The organism is Cellvibrio sp. UBA7671 (assembly GCA_002483145.1).
GTDB classification, from domain to species: domain Bacteria; phylum Pseudomonadota; class Gammaproteobacteria; order Pseudomonadales; family Cellvibrionaceae; genus Cellvibrio; species Cellvibrio fibrivorans.
Genome location: DLHJ01000013.1, coordinates 1 through 24,050, shown reverse-complemented (window position 1 = coordinate 24,050; position 24,050 = coordinate 1). Strand labels below are relative to the sequence as shown.

The window sequence follows — 24,050 nt, the reverse complement described above, 5'->3', positions numbered from 1 at the left end:
AATTGTCAGACTCGCAACCCTTAAAAACCGGGCGCAAGCCTATAAATATAAGATTTATTATTTCAGGCGCAAGACTTTATTCCATGTCGCCCAAGGGCGCGATACACCAAACAGTTATTTACACTTCTTATAACCGGCACAGGTGAAAATCAATGCCGGCTGGTTGACCTCCAGTATAGATACATATAACCGCAAGGTGACTTACGGCAGAGGGAACAAGGCTGCAGGTTGGACAAAAATCTTCCACAGCGATGCGGGCAACTGATGAAAGGTTTTTTGATAGCGCGGAGCACTGGCTGTTTCGCCGGTAACATCGCGGATATAAATAGCGCGGACCTGCTCAGGATAATCCCGCGCTATATCGGCATAAATTTCCGGATCGGCTTCTCCCGAATCGCCAATCAATAAAAACTGGCGCTGCGGATATTGCTTTAACAGTGCACGAATGGCTGCGTGTTTGTGGCGCTCAGAACTGCTGCCTTTACGAAACAATTCTTTCGTTATTTTTACCTGACGCAAATGCATGCTGCCTTTGGGAAAACCCTGCTCGCGCAAAAAATTATCCAACACTGGATAAAGCTGGTGCGGGCTGCCCGACACATAATGAAATGCTATACCTTGGTGTTCACCAACAAGCGTCTGATAAAATTCACGCATACCCAGCGCCGCTTTAGATGGCCGCACAAAAGTATTTAATAATAATTCGTGCGTATCCAACACATGGCTGTCCTTGATGGTATCGTCAATATCCGAGACCACCGACAACCCTTGCGCAGGCACCAACATCACCTCACCAGAAAATACGCGCTTATCATTTTCAGACAAGCTGGCAGTGAAGGGCAACCAGCGGATAGCGTTATTCATTTCACCGATTTTTTCCGCATCGATACGAATAGTTTTGTGGGTGAACCCACGAGCATTGGTGGGCGGCAGTTTATAGGTATCCGCTGCACCAAATTTAATTTTTATTTGTTTGCGCCGTTCCGAATCGAATCTAAAAAGTTGGGTGCGTGTTTCAAAATTGATTTTTTCTGCTTCGGTTAAACCTGCAAGATCCACATCCAGCCATAACGCCAGCGCCTCTTTAGCGCCAGGGCGCGATTCAGACTCATGCACCCATGCAGAAATGTGCGCTTCAATTTTTCCGTTAGCAGTTTGGTGCGCGCTGGTCGGGTAAAAAATAACGCGCTCATCGGATTTTAATCCGCTGGCGAAAGTGCATTGAGCCAATACCAACAATATACAAACATTAACAACAGGCATGAAGATCTTTTTCATTTTTATCCTATCCTTAACTCGCAAAAAATAAAAACAGTTTGCCATCAATTAACTGTCCGATATTGATTCCAATATCACCGGAAACGACACCTCAGCCAAAGCACCAAATGCGCGATGGGATTTCAACGTAGAGCGGCTGGTCGCGGGGCTCGGTAAGCCGCATAAAAAGCGCGCCAACTGCCGTGGCTGGCGCAACACGGCATGGCCTTCATTTTTTACATTGGCGATCAGGGTTTGTTGTGCGGATGAAAGCGGCGTAGCGATTGGCAACTCGACTTGTGCGGGTGAAGTGTTGCGGCAGTGATTACAAATACCACACGGTTGCGCGCTGGCTTCACCAAAATATTGCATCAACTGCTGGCTTAAACAGGCGGGATTATTAGCAAATGCAAGCACACTGTGGATGCGTTTGATATCGCGCGCTTCGCGCTCCGCAAATAGTGTATTTAAATGTTCACAGAGTGCGTTGAGTTTTTCCGGTGAATTGATCGACTGATTATTTTTGTAGCCTTGGCGTAAATTGGCCACCGTTAATTCGATCCAACCTTTTTCGGCAATGTAATCCAGCGCTTTGGTAATGCGTTCTTTAGGTTCATTTAATTGCAGGGGAATGGTGAGCATATCGAGTGATAGCCATTTCCTGCCCATGCGCCCGGCGGAAAATAATTGCTGTAAAAATGCAGCGCGGCCTACGTCAAATTGGGAGAGAATAAATTGTTTATCCTGAATAAAACTCACCTTGTATTCGGTGTAAAACGGACTCTGGGCACTGATGACATGTTGCAATTCAAGATAGGTGAGCGCGGTATTTAATACCAAGGGGCGCAGATCAAACTGGCTCGACAATTCATAAGTAGAAATATCAAACACATCATCAAACGCGAGCAAGTGTTCGACTAGCGCGCGCAGGCTTTCGGCGGTGGGTGTATCACCGTAGGTAAAATTTTCCAGCACGCGGATATCATCACCCACCGCCAGCATTTCGCACAGGGATGGATTGCCATCGCGCCCGGCGCGACCAATTTCCTGCACGTAGTTTTCAATCGATTTGGGTAAATTAAAATGGTAGACGGCGCGGATATTACTTTTATCGATACCCATGCCAAACGCGATAGTCGCGACAACAATCGGCACGTCTCCGTTCATAAACTGGTTTTGTACTTGTTCGCGCTCGTCGTCTTTTAAACCGGCGTGATAGTGCGCCGCACTTAAACCTGCCGCGTTAATCGCCGCCGCAACTTCTTCTGCCGTTTTTTGCAGGGTAACGTAGACAATAGTCGCGGCAGCGCGCGGGTGTTTGTGCAAACGCGCTAATAATAATTCGATGCGTGTCTCTGCAGTGCAAGGTGTTACACGCAATTGCAAATTGGGGCGCGCAAAGCTTGTCTGGATGTGATGCTGCGGTTGGATCGCAAATTGTTTGCAAATATCGGCGGCAACGCTGGGAGTTGCAGTCGCAGTTAATGCAAGTACACGCGCAACGCGCAATTTTTTCGCGAGGTCGGCGAGCAGTAAATAATCCGGGCGGAAATTGTGGCCCCATTCGGAAATACAGTGGGCTTCATCAATGGCGAGCAAACTAATGTTGAAATGGCTGAGCCGCTGCACAAAACGTTCGTTCTTTAAGCGCTCAGGGGAAACGTAGAGCAATTTCAAACTGCCGTCTTGTAGCGACCAATAAATCGCCTGTGTTTCATCTTTATCGAGCGATGAATCCAAACGCGCGGCCTTAAGACCCAGCGCTTGCAACGCATCGACCTGGTCTTTCATCAAGGCAATCAGCGGCGATACCACCAACGTCAAACCGTCGAGCAGCAGCGCGGGCAATTGATAGCAGAGACTTTTGCCGCCACCAGTGGGGAACACCGCGAGCGCTGAATGACCTTGCAGCAGCGCATGAATGACCGCCTCCTGGCCGGGGCGGAAGGAGGGTAATTTAAAGGTGTTTTGTAACAGCGTTGTCGGTGAAGTCATTTTGGTTCCTGTTGTCATAAGCATTCTTCCATGAGCGATGATGTAATTGATGATGCGGTTAAACGGGCAACTAAGTCGCGCATCATAAACGCTCTGTTTCAGTTTGTGGTTTATCGGCCGCGATTTTCGTGCGCTTTTTTCTGTGTACCAGTTCCGTAAAAATACTTCCCACTTTTGTGCGTTGCACCTGCAACAGGTTTGCGCAAACCCGATTAATCATTGCGCACGCGAACCTATGGCACCCAATGCTCCCGCAATAATGCAGAAAAAATGTTTTCCCCTTCGCGCGCGTGTTTTTTCAACTGCGCTTAAGCAATTGATTGGCAATGATTTTTAACAGGTAGTTTTGTTGTGAATTAGCCGAACACACAGATTTTCGTTCGATGTTGCCGACCGGACGACAGTTTTATCCAGCGCCCTAGAATGCCTGCACCACGTCGCCTATGCACTGCATTGCCGTTGGCGATGTGCCGTTCCATTGTGCAGTTAAACCGTTCCATTAAATAAAAATAACTCTGGAGTATCCACCATGTTAAAGCGGCAGTTAGTGCGGCTGGGGGCAATCTTAGTGCCTTTGGCTGCGTGTGTATTTTCCCCAACAGCGTCGGCGCAGACTCTGTTATCCCAAGGCAAACCAGTCACAGCATCAACGCAGGAAGGTGCCGCATTGGCGGCCGCCATGGCAGTTGACGGCAATACCGGCACCCGCTGGGGCAGTGTGTTTGCCGATCCACAATGGATCACCGTGGATTTGGGAGCAGTGGCGACCATCAACCGCGTGCTCTTAAATTGGGAGGCAGCTTACGGCAAGGCCTACCAGATTCAGATATCGAACAACGGCACCAGCTGGACAAATATCTATTCCACCACCAACAGCGACGGCGGCATCGATGACATCGCGCTCAGTGGCAGCGGCCGCTATGTGCGCATGTACGGAACCGCGCGCGCGAACGGTTATGGCTATTCACTGTGGGAGATGCAGGTGTACGGCCAATTTGGCCAAACGGCGAGCCTGCTCTCGCGCAATGCACCGGTAACGGCATCGTCGCAAGAGGGCGGCTTTACTGCGGCAAGCGCAGTGGATGGCAATACTGGCACCCGCTGGGGCAGCAATTTTAACGACGCCGAATGGATTAGCCTCGATTTGGGTAGCAGCGCGACTATCAGCAAAGTCGCGCTCAACTGGGAGGCGGCCTATGGCAAGTCGTACCAGATCCAGGTGTCAGACAACGCCACTAACTGGTCAACGATTTACTCCACCACTAGCGGCGACGGTGGAATCGATGAAATCAACCTCAGCGGCAGCGGCCGTTATGTGCGTATGAATGGTGTGGCGCGCGGCACGGGTTACGGCTATTCGCTGTGGGAGTTTGATGTATACGGCAGCCGCAGCGGTGGCACGGGCTCATCCTCGGCACCGTCGTCAGTCGCGCCTTCAAGCTCAGTCGCACCGTCAAGCAAATCCTCATCGATTGCGACAACATCGTCCTCAGCGCCAGCGACGTCATCATCGGTACCGGCAACGTCATCTTCCGTGACACCCTCTTCACGCTCTTCGTCACTTTCGTCCTCATCAGTATCATCGACGGACCAATGTGGAAGTGTGCTCAATGCACCGAGCGGTTTGAATGCGAGCGGTGTGACGACCACGGCTTTGACCCTGTCCTGGACAGCGCCCTTTACCTCGGTTCCGCCCTGCAATGCGACTGGTTATCGCGTCTACCAAAACGGCGTGCTGGTGGCATCACCCACTGCAACCAATGCGGTAATTAGCGGCCTCACGCCCAACACGGTTTACTCGTTTACCGTTGTGGCGATCAACCGCGTCGGCGCTTCTGCGGCAAGTGCGACCTTTCCGGTATCCACCGAGAGCGACAGCAACGCTATCAACTTCGGCAGCAACGTGACGATTTTCGACCCGGCCATGCCACAGGCGCAGATGCAAGCCAAAATCAACGACATCTACGAGCGCCAGCGCGACAACCAATTCGGCACCCCGCGCGACGCGATTATGTTCAAACCGGGCACTTACAACCTAGAGATTCCGGTCGGCTTCTTTACCCATGTGATCGGCTTGGGGGCGATGCCGGATGATGTGCATATCGTCGGGCAAGTGGTCTCCTATCCCGTCCTGCCTAACAACAACTCCACGCAAAACTTCTGGCGCGGCATCGAGAACTTCTCGGTCACCCCACCCGGTGGCGGCATGCTCTGGTCGGTATCGCAAGCGGCTCCTATGCGCCGCATGCATGTGCGCAACAACAACCTGATCCTGCACTACTACGGCGGTTGGGCGAGTGGCGGCTGGTTGGCAGATTCCAAAGTGGATTACGACGTAGGCACCGGCTCGCAACAGCAGTGGGTATCACGCAACAGCCAGTGGGGCAGTTGGACCGGCAGCCTGTGGAATATGGTGTTTTTGGGGATCGCCAACAACCTGCCCGGCGGCACCTGGCCTGCCTCGGCCAATACCTTTATCGATAGCACTCCCGTGATACGCGAGAAGCCATTCCTCTACCTGAACGGCAGCAATTACGAGGTGTTTGTGCCAGCGCTGCGCACCAATAGCAAAGGCTTGTCCTGGGCGAATGGCCAATCGGCCGGCACCTCGCTGCCGATCAGCCAGTTCTACGTGGCGCGCGCGGGTGTCGATACCGCCACCACCATCAACGCCGCCTTGAACCAAGGCAAAAATCTGCTGCTCACTCCCGGTATTTACCCTCTCGCGGAATCGATCAAAATCAACCGCGCCAATACCGTTGTGCTGGGTATGGGCTATGCGACCCTGACCCCGACCAATGGTAACAGCGTAATGGAAGTGGCCGATGTCGATGGCGTAACTATCTCCCACTTGATGGTTGATGCCCATGCGCTCAATTCACCGGTTCTGATCCGCGTCGGTGAAAATGGCAGCAATGCCAGCCATGCATCCAACCCGACGGTATTGCACGATATTTTTGTGCGCGTGGGTGGCAATGGCGTTGGCCGCGCGAACGTGAGCCTGTTGGTAAACAGTAACGATGTGATTATCGACCACACCTGGCTGTGGCGCGCCGACCATGGTGATGGTGTCGCCTGGGACTTGAATACCGCCGCCAACGGCTTGGTGGTGAACGGCAATAACGTGTCTGCGTACGGTTTATTCGTCGAGCATTACCAGGAGTATCAAGTGCTCTGGAACGGCAACAACGGCAAGACCTATTTCTACCAATCCGAAATTCCTTACGATCCGCCCACACAAGATCAATGGCGCAGCGGTGCAGGTGTAAATGGTTGGGCGTCGTACAAAGTCGCCGATTCCGTGACGCAACATGACGCACGCGGGATGGGAATCTATGCGGTGTTCTTGCGCCCGAACGTGTTCCTCTCGCGGGCGATAGAAACACCAATATCACCCAATGTGAAATTCGAACACATGGTGACGGTCAACTTGACCAATGATGGCGGCATCCAACGGGTGATCAATAATACCGGCGACCCGACACCACCGGGAATTGCGGTGCAAACCCCGCGAGTGACCGGCTATCCACAATAGTTTTTCACTGCTGACACACTGTTAAACAAAAAGCCCCCGCGCGTAAAAAATTCGCGGGGGCTTTTTTTTGGAGCCAGTGTTTAGTTTTTAAGAGCTGATAGAAAAGTGCCAGTTTTGCATTCAAAAATACATTTTTACCTCGACCAACCTTGGCAGAATCACCGCAGGATGACGGATTCGCTTAATCAACAGGGATAACTTTCAATGTGAACATCCCACAGCCAACAATAATATCGAGGTCAATATGAACCAGTTTGTGAGCAATAAGTCAGGGAGTGCGCTTAAACGGCTTGCCGTTTTTTCTATCGCACTCTGCAGCAGTTTTTTTTGTTTGAATGTACAGGCCGTTAACTGCAACGGCATTGCGGAATGGAATAGCGGTAGCGTTTACAACGGCGGTGCGCAAGTTAAACAAAGCAATAAAGCCTACCAAGCCCAGTGGTGGTCGCAAGGCCATAGCCCGGCAAATTATTCCGGCCAATGGCAGGAGTGGAAATTGTTGGGCAGTTGCGATGGCACTACTGCGTCATCCACACCGGCATCGTCTGCAAAAAGTTCGAGCAAATCTTCCGTTGCTTCGAGCAAATCCAGCAGCAAATCGTCAGTCGCTTCCAGCAGATCAAGTTCTTCTGTTGCAGGTAATGATTGTGGTGCAGCCTGGTATCGCGCGAACTTAACCAACTACGAATCTTATCCCGCACCGGGTAGCGATGAGTGCGTCATTTACAACGGTTGTTTATGGTCTGGATATTTTTATGGCATCTCCGGCAAACAACCTGAGTCATGGGTAATGGCCAATAATATCGCCGCAGTGCATTTAAAAGATTGGAGCTGGCTCGGCCTTAAATCCATTAACCTGCGCCAAGGCAATAAACGTATCACTGCAAAAGTGTACGACGCTTGTGCCGATTCAGATTGCAGTGGCTGCTGCACCGCTAACCTTGCGGGCGATGGCTACCTGATTGATTTGGAAAAATACACCATGCAGCGTTTTGGTTCAGGTTCCGGCATTGTGGAATTCCAAGTGTGCAACTGATAGTGAATAGAACAATGGTTTAAATCCAATCACTCTCCCGTGAGACGATTTTTGGTCGCGCAATGCGGCCTTTTTTTCGTTTAAATATTAATTAGGCTGTTACTTCAATTATGTTGATAGCTGCGTTTGAATTCGCGCGGCGTGCAATGTTTGAGTTGCAAAAAGCGGCGATTGAAATTAGAGATATTATTAAAGCCGCAGCGATAACTGATTGCCGACACCGGAAAATCGGTGGTTAACAATAATGAGCAGGCTTTGCCTACACGCAATTGATTGACGAATTCCGTAAACGTTTGCTCAGTGCGCTGCTTAAAAAAACGGTGAAAGTGATTGGTGCTCATATGTGCCAATGCGGCCATCTGCTCCGCGCACAAATCGCTGGTGTAGTGTTGATGGATGTAGGCAATAACGCGATCAATTTTTTCCGTCGCCGAATCAGCAAAACTCACCGGCGCATAACCATCGCTGGAAATCATACGTGCGCTGGAATCCTCCAGCATCAATTGCAAAATTTCCAACAACCACAATAACCGCTGCATGGGTGTAGCATCCGCCATTGCTTCAAAATGTGTGCGACACTGCTGTGCGGTAGCAAGGCTAAATTCCACTCCGCGCTTACTTTTCGCCAGCAAATCGCCGAGTGGTTTTAATTCCGGCATTTGCACCACTGCATCAATCCAACTGGTAGGCAGCTGCGCCACGTAAGTTAAATGCTGGCCCGGCGCAATTAATTCTTTAGAGTGCCAGGTGTGCGGTAGTTTGGGGCCGAGCAGGACCAAATCCAGATCGCTGTAATTGGCAATGTTATCGCCAATATAACGCTGGCCACAGCTGTTGAGCGTCAGGCAAATTTCATATTCGGGATGGTAGTGCCAGTTGAAGGGAATTTCATCGAGCGCATAGAGCCAATAACGCCAGGAGGAGTTTTCGGTGGGCAAGACTTTTTCGTACATGGGCTTCATGGCTGGCTCCACAAAATTTCAGACAGCAACAATCCCACGCGGCCTGCATGTGGATTATTGAATGAACCAATCTGAGTTTCGCTAGAGTTGCCAGGTTTATAGTTTGATATGACTTAGCTTATTGGCATGATTATCAGAACAGAAATCATCCAACATGGCAAGGAACTACTTGTTGGAGCAAAAAAATGGAGCAAAAAAAATCCCCGCCGGGGCGGGGATTGGTTTAACACTTGCCCGATAAATTCTTAACGCAGACGTTTTACCAATTCAACACGGCGATTCTTTTGTTTGCCTGCATCGCTGGTGTTATTGCCCGCCGGTGCGTAAGGGCCAACACCCTGCGCCTGCAAACGGTTAGCCGTTACTTGATAATCTTTTACCAGCGCAGCTACCACCGAATCCGCGCGCTGTTTGGACAAGCTTACATTCGCCGCACCATCGCCGGTGTCATCGGTATGCCCCACCACATAGAGCAGCAAATCCGGATTGAGTTTTAACAATTCCGCAATCGCATCGAGCGTAGGTTTTGATTCGGCTTTTATCTCCGCTTTGCCGGTATCAAAATAAATACCGTAAATCAGCGCTTTACCATCCGCATCAATTTGCTGTTTCAAACCATCGGCATTCACACTCACCAAACCCGTTTGTACGGCTTTTTCTTGCAGGATCACTTGCTGCACACCCACTTGCGATTCATATCCACCGATAAATAAGGCGATATAGACAGTGCCAGTCGGCAAGGATTTTTTACCCAGCAGGTAATAGGGTTTGCGATACCAGTTATACACATCACCCGACAACGCCAGCTGATCACCCAAATTGTCGGCTTGTGACTCAGTGCCACACTGCGCTAACTCACACTGGGAAATAAAATTAAATCCCGCATTGGTTAATGCAGCCTTGTAGTTTTCATACACTTTTAAGGTTGAAACATTTTCAATCGTGTAAGTGTGCTTGGTTAAATCACCGGTTAATTGCAGCGGCGTTTTTTCTGTGGCGTTAATCGCAAAGGGAATCTTTACCGTTTCGGTATCGATTTTTTTATGGTTGTAAATTTTTGCTCCCGGGTAGCGCGGCAGCATGGGGTTGTCTTCTGCTTTGTCGTCTGCAGACAGCGGTGCTACTGGCTCTGCAGTTGATCCCGCATAGGCAGCATCGACTTTTATCAAACCGGCTTCGAGCGGTTCGGCTTCAAGAATAACTTGTTGCACGCTGACACTATCCTCGTAGGAACCAAAAAACCAGGACACAACAATTTTGCCCTTGGGCGATTCCTTCTCGCCTATCCAGTAATAGGGTTTGCGATAGTGATTGTAAACATCGCCCCGCACCGCAATCGCTGTACCTAATGCCGCTGCCTGAGCTTCATCGCCACAGGCCTCAAGCGCGCACGAAAACAGGTGTTTAAAGCCAGCCTGTTTTGCAGCAGCGATGTAATTCTCAGACACCTTGAGTGACGATACATTTTCAATTTCATAATTGTGCAGATACAAATCGCCCACTGCATCTAATCGGGTGAAGGTGTAGGGCTCTTTGCTGGCATCTACAATAGAAACCGGGAAGGCGTATTTTTCATAGTCATACATTTTTGCCTGTTCAAGATCCGCCCCCGGATAAGCAGCAAACAGCGGATGATCCTGATCATAACTCGCGTAAAGCGACGGGCTTATCAGTGTGGCAGCGAAGGCCAACAAAGGTAGGGGGCGAAGGGACATAACAACTCCTTGGTTAATATGACATTGCGATAATAATGGGCATGCATTGTGACAGCGAGTAGGCAAGACTACTGTCAAAAACTGAATAGTCGATGAATAGTAATCACAAAACCAGTATCAGTGTAATATGCTTTGAACACCGTCACTGTGTAGACAAAATTCATGTCCGCCAAGTTGCTTCCCAATGTCAGCGACGCCCTCTTTAAAAGCCTTGGGCATTTAGGCTTCCAGCGCTTCGCACCACCGCTGCAACTGCGGCCGTGGGTGCAGTGTTATTGGATTGCACAGCAAGATCGACTGCCCGAGGCTAGCGTCAGTGAAACTGTATATCCCGATGGCGGCACTACGCTGGTATTTAATTTCGCCAACGATTATCCCGACATAACCTTCTTTGCCACCCAAACCGTTGGCAAAATAATTTTTCAGGGATCGGCAAATCGAATGGGCATACGCTTTCATCCCGGTGGGGCATTCCAATTACTCGGGTTGGGCATGCCTGATGTAATCGGGAGTGAGCTTTCTGCAGATGATTTATCCATGCACTCGCTCTTGCAATTGCGCGATCAACTCGCTGAATTGTCCCATGTCAGCCAGCGTTTAACATTGATTGATCAGTGGCTACTTGATCGCGTTAAAAAAAATAACGCCAATATCGGATTCATTCAGCAGCTATTGCCGCAATTGATTCTTACACCACAACCGCTGGAACAATTGAGCGAACACTTGCCGATCAGCCGTCGGCAATTGGAGCGCAAATTTCAACTGGAAGTCGGCTTCAGCCCCAACCAGCTCAAACAACTACACCGCGTTAAAATCGCGCGCACGTTGATTAGCCAGCGGCCGGAGCAATCGCTTACCGATATAGGGCAAGACGCGGGGTTTTACGATCAGGCGCACTTTATCCGCCACTTCCACAAGGTCACCAGACAAACGCCGGGTGAGTATCGCCAGCGCAAGCTGTCGCAAACATACAATTCAGGCAAACCCTGATTTGTCACCATGAAGCCTCCAAAAAACAGTCCCATCAGGAGCGCATCATGCAACAACGTATTAACCAACCAGACGTTTACAAACTCCAACCCGCACTGCTCAAATCGTTAATCGGTTTAGGGGATGCCGCTGCCAGCGAATTGGAACACTCATTAATTCATTTAGTGAAATTACGCGCATCGCAAATTAACGGCTGCGCATTTTGTCAACATATGCACGCGAACGAAGCGCGTAAAGATGGCGAACAGCAACACCGTTTGGATGTGCTGCCCGCCTGGCGTGAAGTGACTATTTTTTCTGCGCGTGAACGAGCTGCATTAGCGTGGACAGAAGCCTTAACCCACCTTGCCGGCCAACCTGTAAGCGATGCCTGCTTTACTGAAGTGGCAGCACACTTTAGCGAAAAAGAAATCGTCAACTTGAGTGCAGCTATAGCGACTATTAATGCATGGAACCGCATCGCGGTTGGTTTTAATTTTGCTCCCCATTTTTAAATGGCCACACTCTACAATCACAGGAGAGAGATAATGCAAGCACCCAATTTTTTATTGGTTTTATTATTGTTATTGTCACCTTGGCTGAGCGCCAAGCCATTGCAATTTGAGGCAGAATATCAAACCCTTGAAAAGCAGCCAGTGTCACTGCAAGCCTTGATTGGCAAAAAGCCGATCTACCTGAAATTCTGGGCAACATGGTGTTTGGATTGCCGCCGCGAGCTACCGAGCCTTGAACAAACTTATCAGAAATACAGTGATAAAATTGCCATCTTTGCGGTGAATTTAAATATCAATGAAACCGATGAAGCGATTCGTTCGCTGCAACAAAAACACAAACTGACTATCCCGATATTAATGGATAACAATGGCACCATCGCCGGCAACTTTGAGTTTAAAGGCACGCCCTTTCATGTACTGATCAATGCGCAGGGTGATGTGATTTACACCACTTATAAAGACGATGCACAACTCGCGGAAAAATTAGTACAACTCGCCAGCAATGCATCAACCGTAGCAACTGCATTCACACCCACTAACACAGCGCCCATCACTGCCTTACCCAAAGGCATCGCAGTGGTGTACTTCACTGCAACCTGGTGCGATTGGTATATGAAAGATATTCACCCGGAGATGTCCAGCAACTGCGCCAACTCATTGCAACTGGTAGATAAACTCTACCGCAGTAATCCCAAGTTGCCATTAACGGCTTATGTCACCCACCTGTGGACGGAGCAAACCGATCTGGCCGACTACATTAAGAAATTCAATATTCCCTATGCCGTTACTATGGACGATAACAACCAGCAATTTCGCCACTTGAAAGCCAATGAATATCCAACGCTTATTGTATTTAACAACGGCAAAGAAATTGGGCGATTTACGCAATTTGATAATGCAGGAAAGGTACAAAAAGGAGTGGAAGTATTATTGAAAGGAAAATAGTTAATCGCACCATTTATTGCAGAAATACAAAGGACGCAACAATCAGAAAAACAACCTCTGATGTTGCGCCCTTTTTACATCACAATAAATCAAAAAATTAGCATTGCACCACTTTGGTTTTTGCAACCAGATCATGGATACAGCGTTTTTCGGCGCTGAATATAAACAGCACGTTGATCAAACTAAAGAGCTGACCAACCATCGGAATTTGGCCTGGCAACAAATAGACGGCATAGCGAATCAACAATTGAGGTTGGAATTGCGGCACATTGCCATTGAGGTCAACGATTTTTATTTCCAATACTTTCTTTCCAATGGTTTGGCCATTGCTCACCAGGAATCGATAATTGATCGCAAAGAAAACAATAAAACTGACGATCCCCATACTAAACATATACACAAAACCAGGTTCGCGCCCTTCCATAATGCCGTCAAAACCACCGGTAAAATACATCGCCGGGATAACGACAAACATCATGATGATGGAATCGATAATCGAAGCGCCCAAGCGCGCCCAACGGGATGCCAGTGGTTTTTCACTGTCATCGACTTGATTGACAAGCTGGGATTGCGGGGTGCTGTAAACGTTATTGTCACTCATAAAAAGCTCCTGCTTCTGTTTTATTCGGAGGGATCAACCTGCATGTTTTTTGTAACGCTTGGGAACTATAGCTAGAAATTGGGAATATGAGAAGGCATATAAACCATCATAACCGCCACCATAGACTAAAGCGGATAGGTCAAAAACGAGAAGTGTATTTGGTTGACCAGAAAGTGAATCGCAATCGGGTAGAGGATGTTTTTGCTCAGTGTGTAACTCAATCCGTATAAAAATCCCACTAGCGCATACACCCAAATAGCCGCACCACTAATGCCTGCATGAATCGCCACAAAAACCCCTGTCACCAGCAGGAGCGGAATAATGTCTTGCAGCGCGCGATTGGCTGTAAAACTTGCGATGGCATTGCGCAGATTCTGCTGAAATAAAAACCGCATAAACACTTCTTCAGCTATGCAGGTTATTAACAAACTCACCACCGCAAACTGCAGGATTTGTTCGACCGGTTTAGGTTGCCACTGCAAGCCCAACACCGAAATCGCCACACCGATTATAAATAGCGGCGCAAGAAGCATAAATACAAGTGACAGTCTTGCGCTCACAACAAATTCATTCGCGCGCAACCTTGGCCACAGTAAATATAACAACAGAAAACCGGCAATACCTTTAGCAAAATCAACTGACAATTGATAGCGCGCAGCTTCTCCAGCATCGTCCGCCAAACTAAACAACAGCGGATAAGCAAATCCCTCCGGCTCATAACTCGCCACCCAAAATGCCAAAGGCACCAGTAATAAAAACAAACCGACTTTAATCCAGCGATTTAATTCTTCTTTGCGGAAAAACCACGCAAGGCAGGCAACCCCCAAGAGACCAATCGCATTAGCCAAAGGCAACCAACCCACAATGACCAACACAGCAACCAAAGCTGTCAGCACCAAACCCCATATCAATTCTTTTTTATTCACGATAATTTTTCTTCAAAGTTCTGTAGATTGGGTCGGGCCGCGCAGGTCGGGCCGCGTAGGCTGAGCGCAGCGATGCCCAACGCATTAAGGTAAAAGTATCGCCGCTGGATCAAGATAGAACGCCTTCTTCCACCCCTGCAATGTACCATCAATTTTCCAGAGGTAAGGCACCAGCGTCACAACAGAATAATGCAAATGCGGCGGCTTTCCTTTGGCATTACCGGTATCGCCCAAGCTCGCAATCGTTTTACCGCTCCATACAGGCTCACCGATAAACACTGAATCTACATTTAAATGCGCGTAATAATGCACTCGCCATTTAGGCCCCAAGACTGCAACCACTTTGCCACCGCGCGGCAACTCGCCCGCAAAAATCACCAGCCCATAAGTAGTCGATAGAATCGGTGTATTCATCTTGCCAAAAATATCAATTCCCTTATGCACACCGGATTTCCCCCAAGGCTCAAACCAAAAGGATTTTGCATTCCAATCTTTTGCAGTGGCATTTTGTACGGGGACTTTGGGGAATTCAGGCAGGAATAAAATGATTACAAAAATAACGAGGAATATTTTTAAGGCCTTGTGTTTTTTGGTCATGGTGACTAATGCGCAACCGATTTGGAAAACACATTCATAATTAATACGCCGATCAAGATAAATGCGATTCCTAGCAACGCAGGAAAATCAAGCTTTTGCTTGAACACCAATAACCCAATAATGCTGACACCAACAATACCAACTCCCGACCATACGGCATAAGCAACACCAACAGGAATAGTTTTTAAGGTAAGCGACAAAAAATAAAATGCCAAACCATAACCAATTAGCACGATCATTGAAGGTGTAGTTTTGGAGAACCCTTCACTCGCTTTCAAGGCCGAAGTTGCAATCACCTCAGATAAAATTGCTACACCTAAAAACAGCCAACTCTTCATCGTTATCACCTCGCGTTTATTAATCTTAAAAGATTGTCGCACCTGAAACAGAGAAGAAACAGTCTTGTGATATTTATAAAAGCCTGCGCAATAAAAAAGCCGACTCTCTCGAATCGGCCTTTATTTTTAAAAATCTACTTACTCACCAAAAAACTTCTTAACCCCATCAAACCAACTCGACTGTTTCGGCGAGTATTTCCCGCCTTTCATGGTCGTTTGAAATTCCTTGAGCAAGTCTTTTTGTTTGCTGGTGAGGTTGACCGGTGTTTCGACTACAACGCGGCAAAGCAAATCGCCCACTCCGCCGCCGCGTACCGGCGTTACACCTTTGCCGCGCAATTTAAAGAGTTTGCCGGTTTGGGTTTCGGCCGGAACTTTTAATTTTACGCGGCCATCAAGTGTGGGGACTTCCAACTCACCGCCGAGCGCAGCATCGACAAAATCGATGGGAACTTCGCAATATAAATCGGCGCCGTCGCGTTTGAAAATATTGTGTTCGCGCACGTGCACCTGCACGTACAAATCGCCGCTTGGCCCACCGTCTGCGCCCGCCTCACCTTCGCCGGATAAGCGAATGCGGTCACCAGTGTCCACACCTGCTGGCACTTTAACGGAAAGGGTTTTGGTTTCTTCAGTGCGGCCCTGACCGTGACAGGATTTGCATGGATCAGAAATAATAGTGCCGCGCCCGCGACAGGTAGGGCAGGTTTGTTGCACCGAGAAAAAGCCCTGTTGCATACGCACTTGACCGTGCCCGCCACAGGTTGTACAGGTAACGGGTTTGCTACCGGGTTTTGCACCTGAGCCGTCGCAGGTTTTACAGCTGACGAGTGTAGGCACTTTTATTTGGACGCTGGTGCCTTTAACGGCTTCTTCCAAACTCAGTTCAAGGTTGTAGCGCAGATCGGAACCGCGCGCAGGGCCACCGCGACCACCGCGTCCGCCGCCACCACCAAAAATATCGCCGAACACATCGCCAAAAATATCGCTGAAATTATTAAAGCCAGCACCGCCACCCATGCCCGCCTGACCATCAACGCCCGCGTGACCATGACGGTCATAAGCAGCGCGTTTGTTGTCATCGGAAAGTACTTCGTAGGCTTCGTTTGCTTCTTTGAATTTTTCTTCCGCAGAGGGATCGTCCGGGTTTCTATCCGGATGGAATTTCATCGCCACGCGGCGGTAAGCTTTTTTCAATTCTGCTGCGTCTACATCTTTTTTGACGCCGAGGACTTCGTAGTAATCGCGTTTTGCCATGGTTACACCGGTAGTAGAAATGTATTTTGCATTTCAGTTAATAATTCATTTGCTTCTTACATGACAAATGCGGGCAAGCCCGCATTTGTTTTTTATCCCGTTAATTCATTGATGGGTATCGCTTACGCTATACCCATACTTGAATTATTTATCTTCTTTCACTTCTTCAAATTCAGCATCCACTACGCCGTCATCTGCTGCTTTGCTGTTGCCACCGGCTTGCTGTGCACCAGCGCCAGCATTTGCACCTGCCGCTTGTTGCTCAGCATAAAGTTTTTGCGCAAGTGAGCCTGAAGCTTCAGTCAGCTTGGTTGTTGCTGCTTCGATCTTAGCAAGATCTTCTGACTTGGCTGCATCGCGACCTTCAGTCAACGCCGCTTCAATCGCCGATTTTTCATCTGCAGTCGCTTTATCGCCCGCTTCTTTCAGGGTTTTTTCCGTTGCATGGATCAAACCTTCGAGAGTGTTGCGCGCGGTAACGACTTCAGCAAATTTACGGTCAGCATCAGCGTTGGCTTCTGCGTCTTTGATCATTTTCTGGATTTCATCGTCACTCAAACCGGAAGAAGCTTTGATCACGATGGATTGCTCTTTACCAGTGGCTTTGTCTTTCGCGCTTACGTTCAAAATACCGTTGGCATCGATATCAAAAGTCACTTCAATTTGTGGCATGCCGCGTTGCGCCGGTGGAATATCGCTCAGGTCAAAACGACCGAGTGATTTATTTTGCGACGCTTGCTTACGCTCACCTTGCACTACGTGAATAGTCACAGCAGTTTGGTTGTCATCCGCGGTCGAGAAAATTTGCGATTTCTTGGTAGGAATCGTGGTGTTTTTATCGATCAACGGAGTCGCAACACCGCCCATGGTTTCAATACCGAGAGTCAGCGGAGTAACGTCCAACAACAATACGTTGGTAGTATCACCTGACAATACTGAACCTTGGATTGCAGCGCCGATTGCTACTGCTTCATCCGGGTTTACATCTTTACGCGCTTCTTTACCGAAAAAATCTGCAACGGCTTTTTGCACCAGTGGCATACGGGTTTGGCCACCGACCAAAATTACATCGTCGATTTCGCTCAAGGATTTACCGGAATCTTTGATCGCGGTTTTTACTGGCTCCATAGAGCGAGTAACCAAATCTTCTACCAGCGACTCTAATTTTGCGCGAGTCAGTTTTACTACCAAGTGTTTCGGACCTGATGCATCAGCAGTGATGTAGGGCAGATTCACTTCGGTTTGCTGGCTGGATGACAATTCGATCTTGGCTTTTTCTGCCGCTTCTTTTAAGCGTTGCAGCGCCAGTGGATCGTTGTGCAAATCGATACCGGTATCTTTCTTGAAAGTTTCCGCAAGGAATTCAATCAAACGCATATCGAAGTCTTCACCACCAAGGAATGTATCACCGTTGGTTGAAAGCACTTCGAATTGATGCTCGCCATCTACATCTGCAATTTCGATAATCGAAATATCAAAAGTACCACCACCCAGGTCGTATACCGCGATAGTGCGGTCGCCCACGCCTTTATCCAAACCGTATGCGAGTGCTGCAGCGGTGGGTTCGTTGATGATACGCTTTACATCCAAACCTGCGATGCGGCCGGCATCTTTGGTTGCTTGACGTTGTGAATCGTTGAAATAAGCCGGAACGGTAATTACTGCTTCGGTTACAGTCTCGCCGAGATAATCTTCAGCGGTTTTTTTCATTTTCTTCAATACTTCAGCAGAAATTTGCGGCGGTGCTTTTTTATCGCCCTTTACCTCTACCCATGCATCGCCGTTGTCGGCTGCAACAATTTTGTAAGGCACCATGGAGATGTCTTTTTGCACAACATCGTCTTTGAATTTACGGCCGATCAAACGCTTAACCGCGTACAAGGTATTGTGCGGGTTTGTGACTGATTGACGCTTGGCAGATTGTCCCACCAGAATTTCATCGTCGTTGGTGAATGCAATAATTGACGGCGTAGTGCGATCGCCTTCGGCGTTTTCAATCACTTTTGGTTTGCCGCCTTCAAGTACAGATACACAAGAGTTGGTGGTACCCAAGTCGATGCCGATAATTTTGCCCATGGTGTTGCTCCTAAAAATTGCTATGTGGTGCTAAGTGCAATTACACAAATAAAGTGCACTGAATTGTTGGTTTCTTGCCGCTATCGGCAGTTATTTTCTATATTGGCGCGAGTGAAATTAATTCAAGTCCAGCGCACCAAAAATCCTCATATTGTTTGTGGTTTCCTGTGCGCCCTTTTGTTGCCAATCAGGGTGCTTTGGACACCACTACCATCGCCGGGCGAATCAGGCGACCGTGCAAGGTGTAACCCTTTTGGAAGCAGGTAAGTACGGTGTTGGGTTCTACATCCGGATTGGGGACAGCAGAAACCGCTTGGTGCAAATTCGGGTCAAACGGCTCACCTTCCGGACTGACTGCAATGACTTGATGGCGAGCAAGGGCATCGACAAACGATTTGTGGGTAAGCTGAATACCTTCAATCACTGCGGCAAAAGCTTCATTACCACCATCGATAGCGGCGAGCGAGCGCTCCAGGTTATCGACAACTGGCAACAAGTCGTTGACCATTTTTTCCAAGCCAAACTTGTGTGCCTTCTCAACATCTTGCTCAGCGCGGCGGCGGGCGTTTTGCGCCTCGGCTTGCGAGCGCAGGGATTGCTCTTTGGCAGACTCGTAGGCTGTTGCCAAGGTTGCAAGTTGCGCCTGCAGGGTTTCCAGGCTGGGCTCGTTGGCAGCTTGTGCCTGCTCGGCAGCATCTTCAGCCGGATTGAGCGGCTCGGCGGTGTTTTGGATATCGCTATAGTCTTGGGTTGACACTTGGGTACTCCATCGCAGGTTGGGCGGATGCAGGTAAAACACTGATCCGCTTGAATTACTGTGGACGCTATATGGGGCTGGCGCGGGGGGATTCAAGTTTTTGTCGCCAAAGTTTTTCCCGGCCTGGCCGTAACACTAAATAAGCGCGACCAATTTGCTGGCAGCGATAGATTACTACCTATACTCAAAACAGGATTTTTTATACCGACCCCGGCGGTCACAACCCACCGAAAACCATCTTAAAAAGGCGCACAACTCAGGTGCGCAACCGTTGATTAATGCGTCAAAAGAGTGAATCCGAACCTTAATAACCATTTGGGCCGGAAAGTCGAACTTATACGTTTAAATACTATTTGACAACGTTGTCCCTTGCGCCTAAGGTCAAACAACACCTGTTTATAACTTAGCCACTCCCAGGGGGCACAATGTCACTGCGCGTCAAAATCTGGATCGTCTCTGCTCAAATTCTAATCGGCCTACTGGGAATTATGCTGATCGGCCTGTACACCGTGCGCTACACGAGCAACCAGGACAATGCTGCGCGGGTAGAGCAGTTGCTCAATAGCACTTACGCCACAGTCATTCAGATGGAGCAGATGGCCGCACGCGGCGAGCTGGATGATGAGACCGCCAAAAAAATCGCCACCACGCTGTTGCGCAACAACATCTATCACAAGTCGGAATACGTTTACGTCGCCGATGAGAAGCTGAACTTTGTTGCAGCACCGCTCGATCCACAAATCCACGGGACCAGCTTCCACGAATTTAAAGATGGCAAGGGCAACAGTGTGGGCGAGATTCTGCAAAAGGCAGTTGATAAGGCCAATGGCCAACTCGCGCGCTACAAGTGGACCAAAAAACTGGATGACGGAACCATTGAAGACAAACTCTCTATCGCCAAACTTTCACCACGCTGGAACTGGGTAGTAGGCACAGGAATAGGCTTTAACGAGGTAAATGCCCGTTTTTGGGAAACCGCCAAATGGCAACTAACGGTCTGTTTGCTGGTGATGCTATTTATAGTGGTGCCGGTGGTATTGTTTGCGCGCAAACTGGATCGAGGCCTGGGCGCTGAATTGAAAGAGGTGCTGACGCTGGTGCGCGCAGTAGCGGGCGGCGATCTGACCGAGCGCGATGTACGCCAGGCGCCGGAAGACAGTATTTACGGGTCGGTGGTGCGTATGCGCCATGCGCTGCGTGAGGTGATCGGCGGCATATCGCAAATGGTGGCGCGCCTGCACTCGATCAGCGATGACATAGTCCACAAGGCCGAAACCAGTACTGCCATGGCAGAAGACCAGAGCATCAATACCATCAAGATTGCCTCCTCGGCCGAAGAATTTAATATGCAGACCAAGGATGCAATGCAGCAGGCCAAAGTCGCCACCAACCAGACTGACCACGCCTCCAAAACGGCCACCCAGGGGCAAAAATTGATCTCCAGTGCGGTGAAAAGTTTTGTGGAAATCGATAATAGCGTGATCCAGACCCAGGGCAGCATTGATGATCTGGCCAACCGGATTAACAGTATCTCGGCGGTGATTTCAGTGATCAGCGAAGTCGCCAACCAAACCAACCTGCTCGCACTCAATGCCGCGATTGAAGCAGCGCGCGCAGGTGAACAGGGGCGCGGATTTGCGGTAGTAGCCGACGAGGTGCGCCAACTCGCCCAGCGTACAACGCAAGCGACCAGTGAAATCAGCGAAACTATTACCGCCGTGCAGAACTCCAGCCGCGTCGCCAAACAAAATATGGATGACATGGTGGTACAACTGAAAGAAGGTATTGGCCAAACCCGCCAAGGCGGTGAAATTGTGGAGAGCGTGCGCCACGAGACGGATGAAGTCGCCAAGATGGTGGCGCATATCGGCAGTTCGCTGATCGAACATGTACAGGCGAGCAGTTTGATTTTGGAGTATGTCAGCCAGGTCGAGCAATCGTCGCTGGGCACTAAAGATGCAGCGCGCGGCACACTGATGGCATCACAACAAATTCGTGATGCCTCCGATGAACTCAGCCGCCAACTGGAAGGTTTCCGCCTGTAATTGAACCAGCTTCGACTTGCCACCCAGACCGCAGATACTGTATAAATAGCCAGACATTTATTCTTATTAAGTGTCTGGCTATTTTATTGCGGCAACACCTGCGAGGCGCCCATGCTTACTCATCTGAACATCCAAAATTTCACTCTGGTTGACCAGCTCGATCTGGATATCAAACCCGGTATGACGGTGATTACGGGTGAGACGGGGGCGGGTAAATCGATTGTGCTAGATGCCTTGGCACTCACGCTGGGCGACCGCGCCGAAGCAGACCGGGTGCGCACTGGCGCCAGCCGCGCCGACATCACCGCGACCTTCGATACCAGTGCCATTCCCAGCGCCCAGGAATGGCTACTCAATATGGATTTGCAACAGCCCGATAACCCGCAGGAATGCCTGCTGCGCCGCCTGATCAACAACGAGGGCAAATCCAAATCTTATATCAATGGCCAACCGGTCACCTTGCAGCAATTGCGAATTCTGGGCGAGATGCTGATTGATATCCACAGCCAGCACGAGCACCAATCACTGCTGATCAAAGATACCCATCGCCGCCTGATCGACGAATTTGCCGGTCAGACCGACCTCGCCAAACAAGTCCGCCTCGCCTTCCGCGAATGGCAGAGCCGGCTCGAACACTTTATCCACCTGCGCGATAACGCTGCCGATGTGAGTGCGCGCTTCCAACTGCTCAGCTATCAATTTAACGAACTGGAACAGTTGGGCTTGCAACCGGGTGAGCAGGCCAAATTGGAGGCCGAGCAGCGCAGCCTCGCCAACGCTGAAGAGATACTGCACGGCAGCCAGCAGTTGGCGGCGTTTTGCGGCGATGACGAGCAGGGTTTGAGTGTAAACCTGCATCGCGCGCTGCATATTTTGCGCAACCTGCCTGAGAAATCGGCGGCATTGCAAACGGCGGAGGAGCTGCTGACCAGTGCACAGATCCAGGTCGAAGAAGCGCAGCATGAAATTGATCGCCATATAGATAGTTTTAACCTCGACCCGGCGCGCCTCGCTGTGGTTGAGGATCGCCTGTCAGCGATTTATGACCTGGCGCGCAAACACCGTATCCAGCCGGAAGAGCTGCCAGCGTTTATTGAGAAACTCAGTGCAGAGCTGGAGCAGTTGCAGGGTGGAGATGGCAAACTCGACCAACTCGCGCAGCAGGTTGCGCAGGCTGAAAAAGCCTATCGTCAATTGGCTGAACAACTATCAGCCAAACGCAGTAAAGCGGGCACCAGCCTCGCCAAGCAAGTCAATGAACAACTCAAATTATTGGCGATGACCAATGCCAACCTTAGTGTCAGCCTGCTCCCGCTTACCGATAAACCCGGCCCCAATGGTTTGGAAGACGTGGAGTTTTTAATCAGCACCAACCCCGGCCAAGCGCCGCGACCACTGGCTAAAATCGCCTCGGGTGGCGAATTATCGCGAATTAGCTTGGCCATTCAGGTGATTACCGCCAAAACTTCGGCCACCCCGACGCTGGTGTTTGATGAGGTAGATGTCGGTATTGGCGGCGCTACGGGTGATGTGGTTGGTCAGCTATTGCGGCAATTGGGAGCGCGCGGGCAAGTTATCTGCGTAACGCATTTAGCGCAGGTAGCGAGCAAAGGCCATCAGCATCTGAAGGTAGTGAAGACATCCAGCAAAAAGAGTGCGGAATCTACTCTGGTGGAACTGGCAGGGGAAAGCAAAGTAGAAGAGATTGCGCGCATGTTGGGAGGTTTGAAAATTACCGATCAATCCCTGGCGCACGCACGTGAAATGCTGGCGCTGTAGCAAAAATGCCGGGCGAGCAACCGTTGAAAATAAAAAGGGCGCGATAAATCGCGCCCTCAAGCGGGTAAAACAAATCAACGTTTTCTTTCATAAAGCACTAACGTTTACCGCATCTAGCACTAACTTTGTTACATGGAACAGGGTTACTTGGAAACAACTCACCAAAAACATCGCTACCTAAACACTTGCCTTTCTCGCACTAACGTTTCTTTCTCACATACAACACTAAACTGTGATCGGTCAGTTCGAAACCATACTCCGCTACGATACGTTTTTGCAAGGCTTCAATTTCATCATTATGGAACTCAATGATGGTGCCGGAATCTATATCGACCATGTGATCATGATGTTCGCCGCGCGCTACTTCAAACACTGAATGGCCGCCATCAAAATTGTGTCTCACTACCAAACCGGCGGTCTCAAATTGGGTCAACACCCGATAGACAGTCGCCAAGCCTACATCATCACCTTGTTCCATCAGCGCTTTGTACACATCTTCCGCGCTCATGTGATGCTTTTCAGAGGATTCGAGCATTTGCAAAATTTTCACACGTGGCAAGGTCACTTTAAGACCCGCTTTGCGCAGTTCGTGGTTACCGTCTGCCATTATTTCCCCCAAACCCTTCTCAGTGTTCCTGTGGTTCGGGTATTATCCGCGTTCATTTTCGTTAGTGGAAGCCCTAGGATGAAATTAGCCAGCCGTGTTTTTCTGGCCCTTGTCTTAGCATTCAGTCTCACCGCTTGC

At 49.5% G+C, this 24,050-nt stretch carries 19 protein-coding genes; 7 read left to right on the top strand and 12 right to left on the bottom strand.

Annotated features, from left to right (window positions below):
* Positions 1–201: 201 nt before the first annotated feature.
* Together B4E62_RS10620 and B4E62_RS10615 are read right to left on the bottom strand one after the other, a co-directional pair.
* Positions 202–1,278, bottom strand: coding sequence for an App1 family protein (locus B4E62_RS10620; RefSeq protein ID WP_331352055.1), 1,077 nt, complete (start codon positions 1,276–1,278; stop codon positions 202–204).
* Between the two features lie 48 nt (positions 1,279–1,326).
* Positions 1,327–3,252: an ATP-dependent DNA helicase RecQ gene (locus B4E62_RS10615; RefSeq protein WP_331352054.1), complete on the bottom strand. Its 1,926-nt coding sequence runs from the start codon at positions 3,250–3,252 to the stop codon at positions 1,327–1,329.
* A 529-nt stretch (positions 3,253–3,781) separates the two neighbouring features.
* Here B4E62_RS10615 and B4E62_RS10610 point away from each other — a divergent pair.
* Both B4E62_RS10610 and B4E62_RS10605 read left to right on the top strand, forming a co-directional pair.
* The gene (locus B4E62_RS10610) at positions 3,782–6,787 is read left to right on the top strand and encodes a discoidin domain-containing protein (protein WP_331352053.1); all 3,006 of its coding nucleotides are present in this window, start codon (positions 3,782–3,784) and stop codon (positions 6,785–6,787) included.
* Between the two features lie 244 nt (positions 6,788–7,031).
* Complete coding sequence (locus tag B4E62_RS10605) at positions 7,032–7,823, top strand: hypothetical protein (protein WP_310074572.1); 792 nt, start codon at positions 7,032–7,034, stop codon at positions 7,821–7,823.
* 104 nt (positions 7,824–7,927) lie between these two features.
* Here B4E62_RS10605 and B4E62_RS10600 read toward each other — a convergent pair whose 3' ends face one another.
* Together B4E62_RS10600 and B4E62_RS10595 are read right to left on the bottom strand one after the other, a co-directional pair.
* Positions 7,928–8,785 (bottom strand): AraC family transcriptional regulator, encoded by an 858-nt coding sequence (locus tag B4E62_RS10600; RefSeq protein WP_331352052.1) that lies wholly within the window; start codon positions 8,783–8,785, stop codon positions 7,928–7,930.
* A 245-nt stretch (positions 8,786–9,030) separates the two neighbouring features.
* Positions 9,031–10,500 carry an OmpA family protein gene (locus B4E62_RS10595; protein ID WP_331352051.1) on the bottom strand — a complete coding sequence of 490 codons (1,470 nt, stop codon included), beginning with the start codon at positions 10,498–10,500 and terminating at the stop codon, positions 9,031–9,033.
* A gap of 162 nt (positions 10,501–10,662) precedes the next feature.
* On the opposite strand from B4E62_RS10595, the gene B4E62_RS10590 reads away from it, so the two are divergent.
* The 3 genes from B4E62_RS10590 to B4E62_RS10580 are packed head-to-tail and all read left to right on the top strand — an operon-like array spanning position 10,663 to position 12,929.
* Positions 10,663–11,490: a helix-turn-helix domain-containing protein gene (locus B4E62_RS10590; protein ID WP_331352050.1), complete on the top strand. Its 828-nt coding sequence runs from the start codon at positions 10,663–10,665 to the stop codon at positions 11,488–11,490.
* 47 nt (positions 11,491–11,537) lie between these two features.
* Positions 11,538–11,984: a carboxymuconolactone decarboxylase family protein gene (locus B4E62_RS10585; RefSeq protein ID WP_310074581.1), complete on the top strand. Its 447-nt coding sequence runs from the start codon at positions 11,538–11,540 to the stop codon at positions 11,982–11,984.
* Positions 11,985–12,017: 33 nt separating this feature from the next.
* A complete protein-coding gene (locus B4E62_RS10580) occupies positions 12,018–12,929 on the top strand; it encodes a TlpA family protein disulfide reductase (protein ID WP_331352049.1) in 912 nt (303 codons plus the stop codon).
* A 97-nt stretch (positions 12,930–13,026) separates the two neighbouring features.
* On the opposite strand, the gene B4E62_RS10575 is transcribed toward B4E62_RS10580, so the two are convergent.
* From B4E62_RS10575 to grpE, 7 genes are all read right to left on the bottom strand, one after another.
* Positions 13,027–13,530 (bottom strand): RDD family protein, encoded by a 504-nt coding sequence (locus B4E62_RS10575; RefSeq protein ID WP_310074585.1) that lies wholly within the window; start codon positions 13,528–13,530, stop codon positions 13,027–13,029.
* Positions 13,531–13,655: 125 nt separating this feature from the next.
* Positions 13,656–14,456, bottom strand: coding sequence for a CPBP family intramembrane glutamic endopeptidase (locus B4E62_RS10570; RefSeq protein WP_331352048.1), 801 nt, complete (start codon positions 14,454–14,456; stop codon positions 13,656–13,658).
* 84 nt (positions 14,457–14,540) lie between these two features.
* Complete coding sequence (locus B4E62_RS10565) at positions 14,541–15,053, bottom strand: M23 family metallopeptidase (RefSeq protein WP_331352047.1); 513 nt, start codon at positions 15,051–15,053, stop codon at positions 14,541–14,543.
* A gap of 5 nt (positions 15,054–15,058) precedes the next feature.
* Complete coding sequence (locus B4E62_RS10560; protein WP_331352046.1) at positions 15,059–15,391, bottom strand: multidrug efflux SMR transporter; 333 nt, start codon at positions 15,389–15,391, stop codon at positions 15,059–15,061.
* Between the two features lie 138 nt (positions 15,392–15,529).
* Complete coding sequence (gene dnaJ / locus B4E62_RS10555; protein WP_310074593.1) at positions 15,530–16,648, bottom strand: molecular chaperone DnaJ; 1,119 nt, start codon at positions 16,646–16,648, stop codon at positions 15,530–15,532.
* Between the two features lie 144 nt (positions 16,649–16,792).
* Positions 16,793–18,724, bottom strand: coding sequence for a molecular chaperone DnaK (gene dnaK, locus B4E62_RS10550; protein WP_331352045.1), 1,932 nt, complete (start codon positions 18,722–18,724; stop codon positions 16,793–16,795).
* A 187-nt stretch (positions 18,725–18,911) separates the two neighbouring features.
* Positions 18,912–19,481 (bottom strand): nucleotide exchange factor GrpE, encoded by a 570-nt coding sequence (gene grpE, locus B4E62_RS10545; protein WP_331352044.1) that lies wholly within the window; start codon positions 19,479–19,481, stop codon positions 18,912–18,914.
* A gap of 425 nt (positions 19,482–19,906) precedes the next feature.
* Between grpE and B4E62_RS10540 the strand changes: the two genes are divergently transcribed.
* Entirely contained in the window at positions 19,907–21,526 is a 1,620-nt protein-coding gene (locus tag B4E62_RS10540) for a methyl-accepting chemotaxis protein (protein WP_310074597.1), read from the top strand.
* Positions 21,527–21,637: 111 nt separating this feature from the next.
* The gene (recN, locus tag B4E62_RS10535; RefSeq protein ID WP_310074598.1) at positions 21,638–23,305 is read left to right on the top strand and encodes a DNA repair protein RecN; all 1,668 of its coding nucleotides are present in this window, start codon (positions 21,638–21,640) and stop codon (positions 23,303–23,305) included.
* 199 nt (positions 23,306–23,504) lie between these two features.
* Here the strand turns inward: recN and fur are convergent, their stop codons facing one another.
* A complete protein-coding gene (fur, locus tag B4E62_RS10530; protein WP_310074599.1) occupies positions 23,505–23,912 on the bottom strand; it encodes a ferric iron uptake transcriptional regulator in 408 nt (135 codons plus the stop codon).
* Positions 23,913–24,050: the final 138 nt, after the last annotated feature.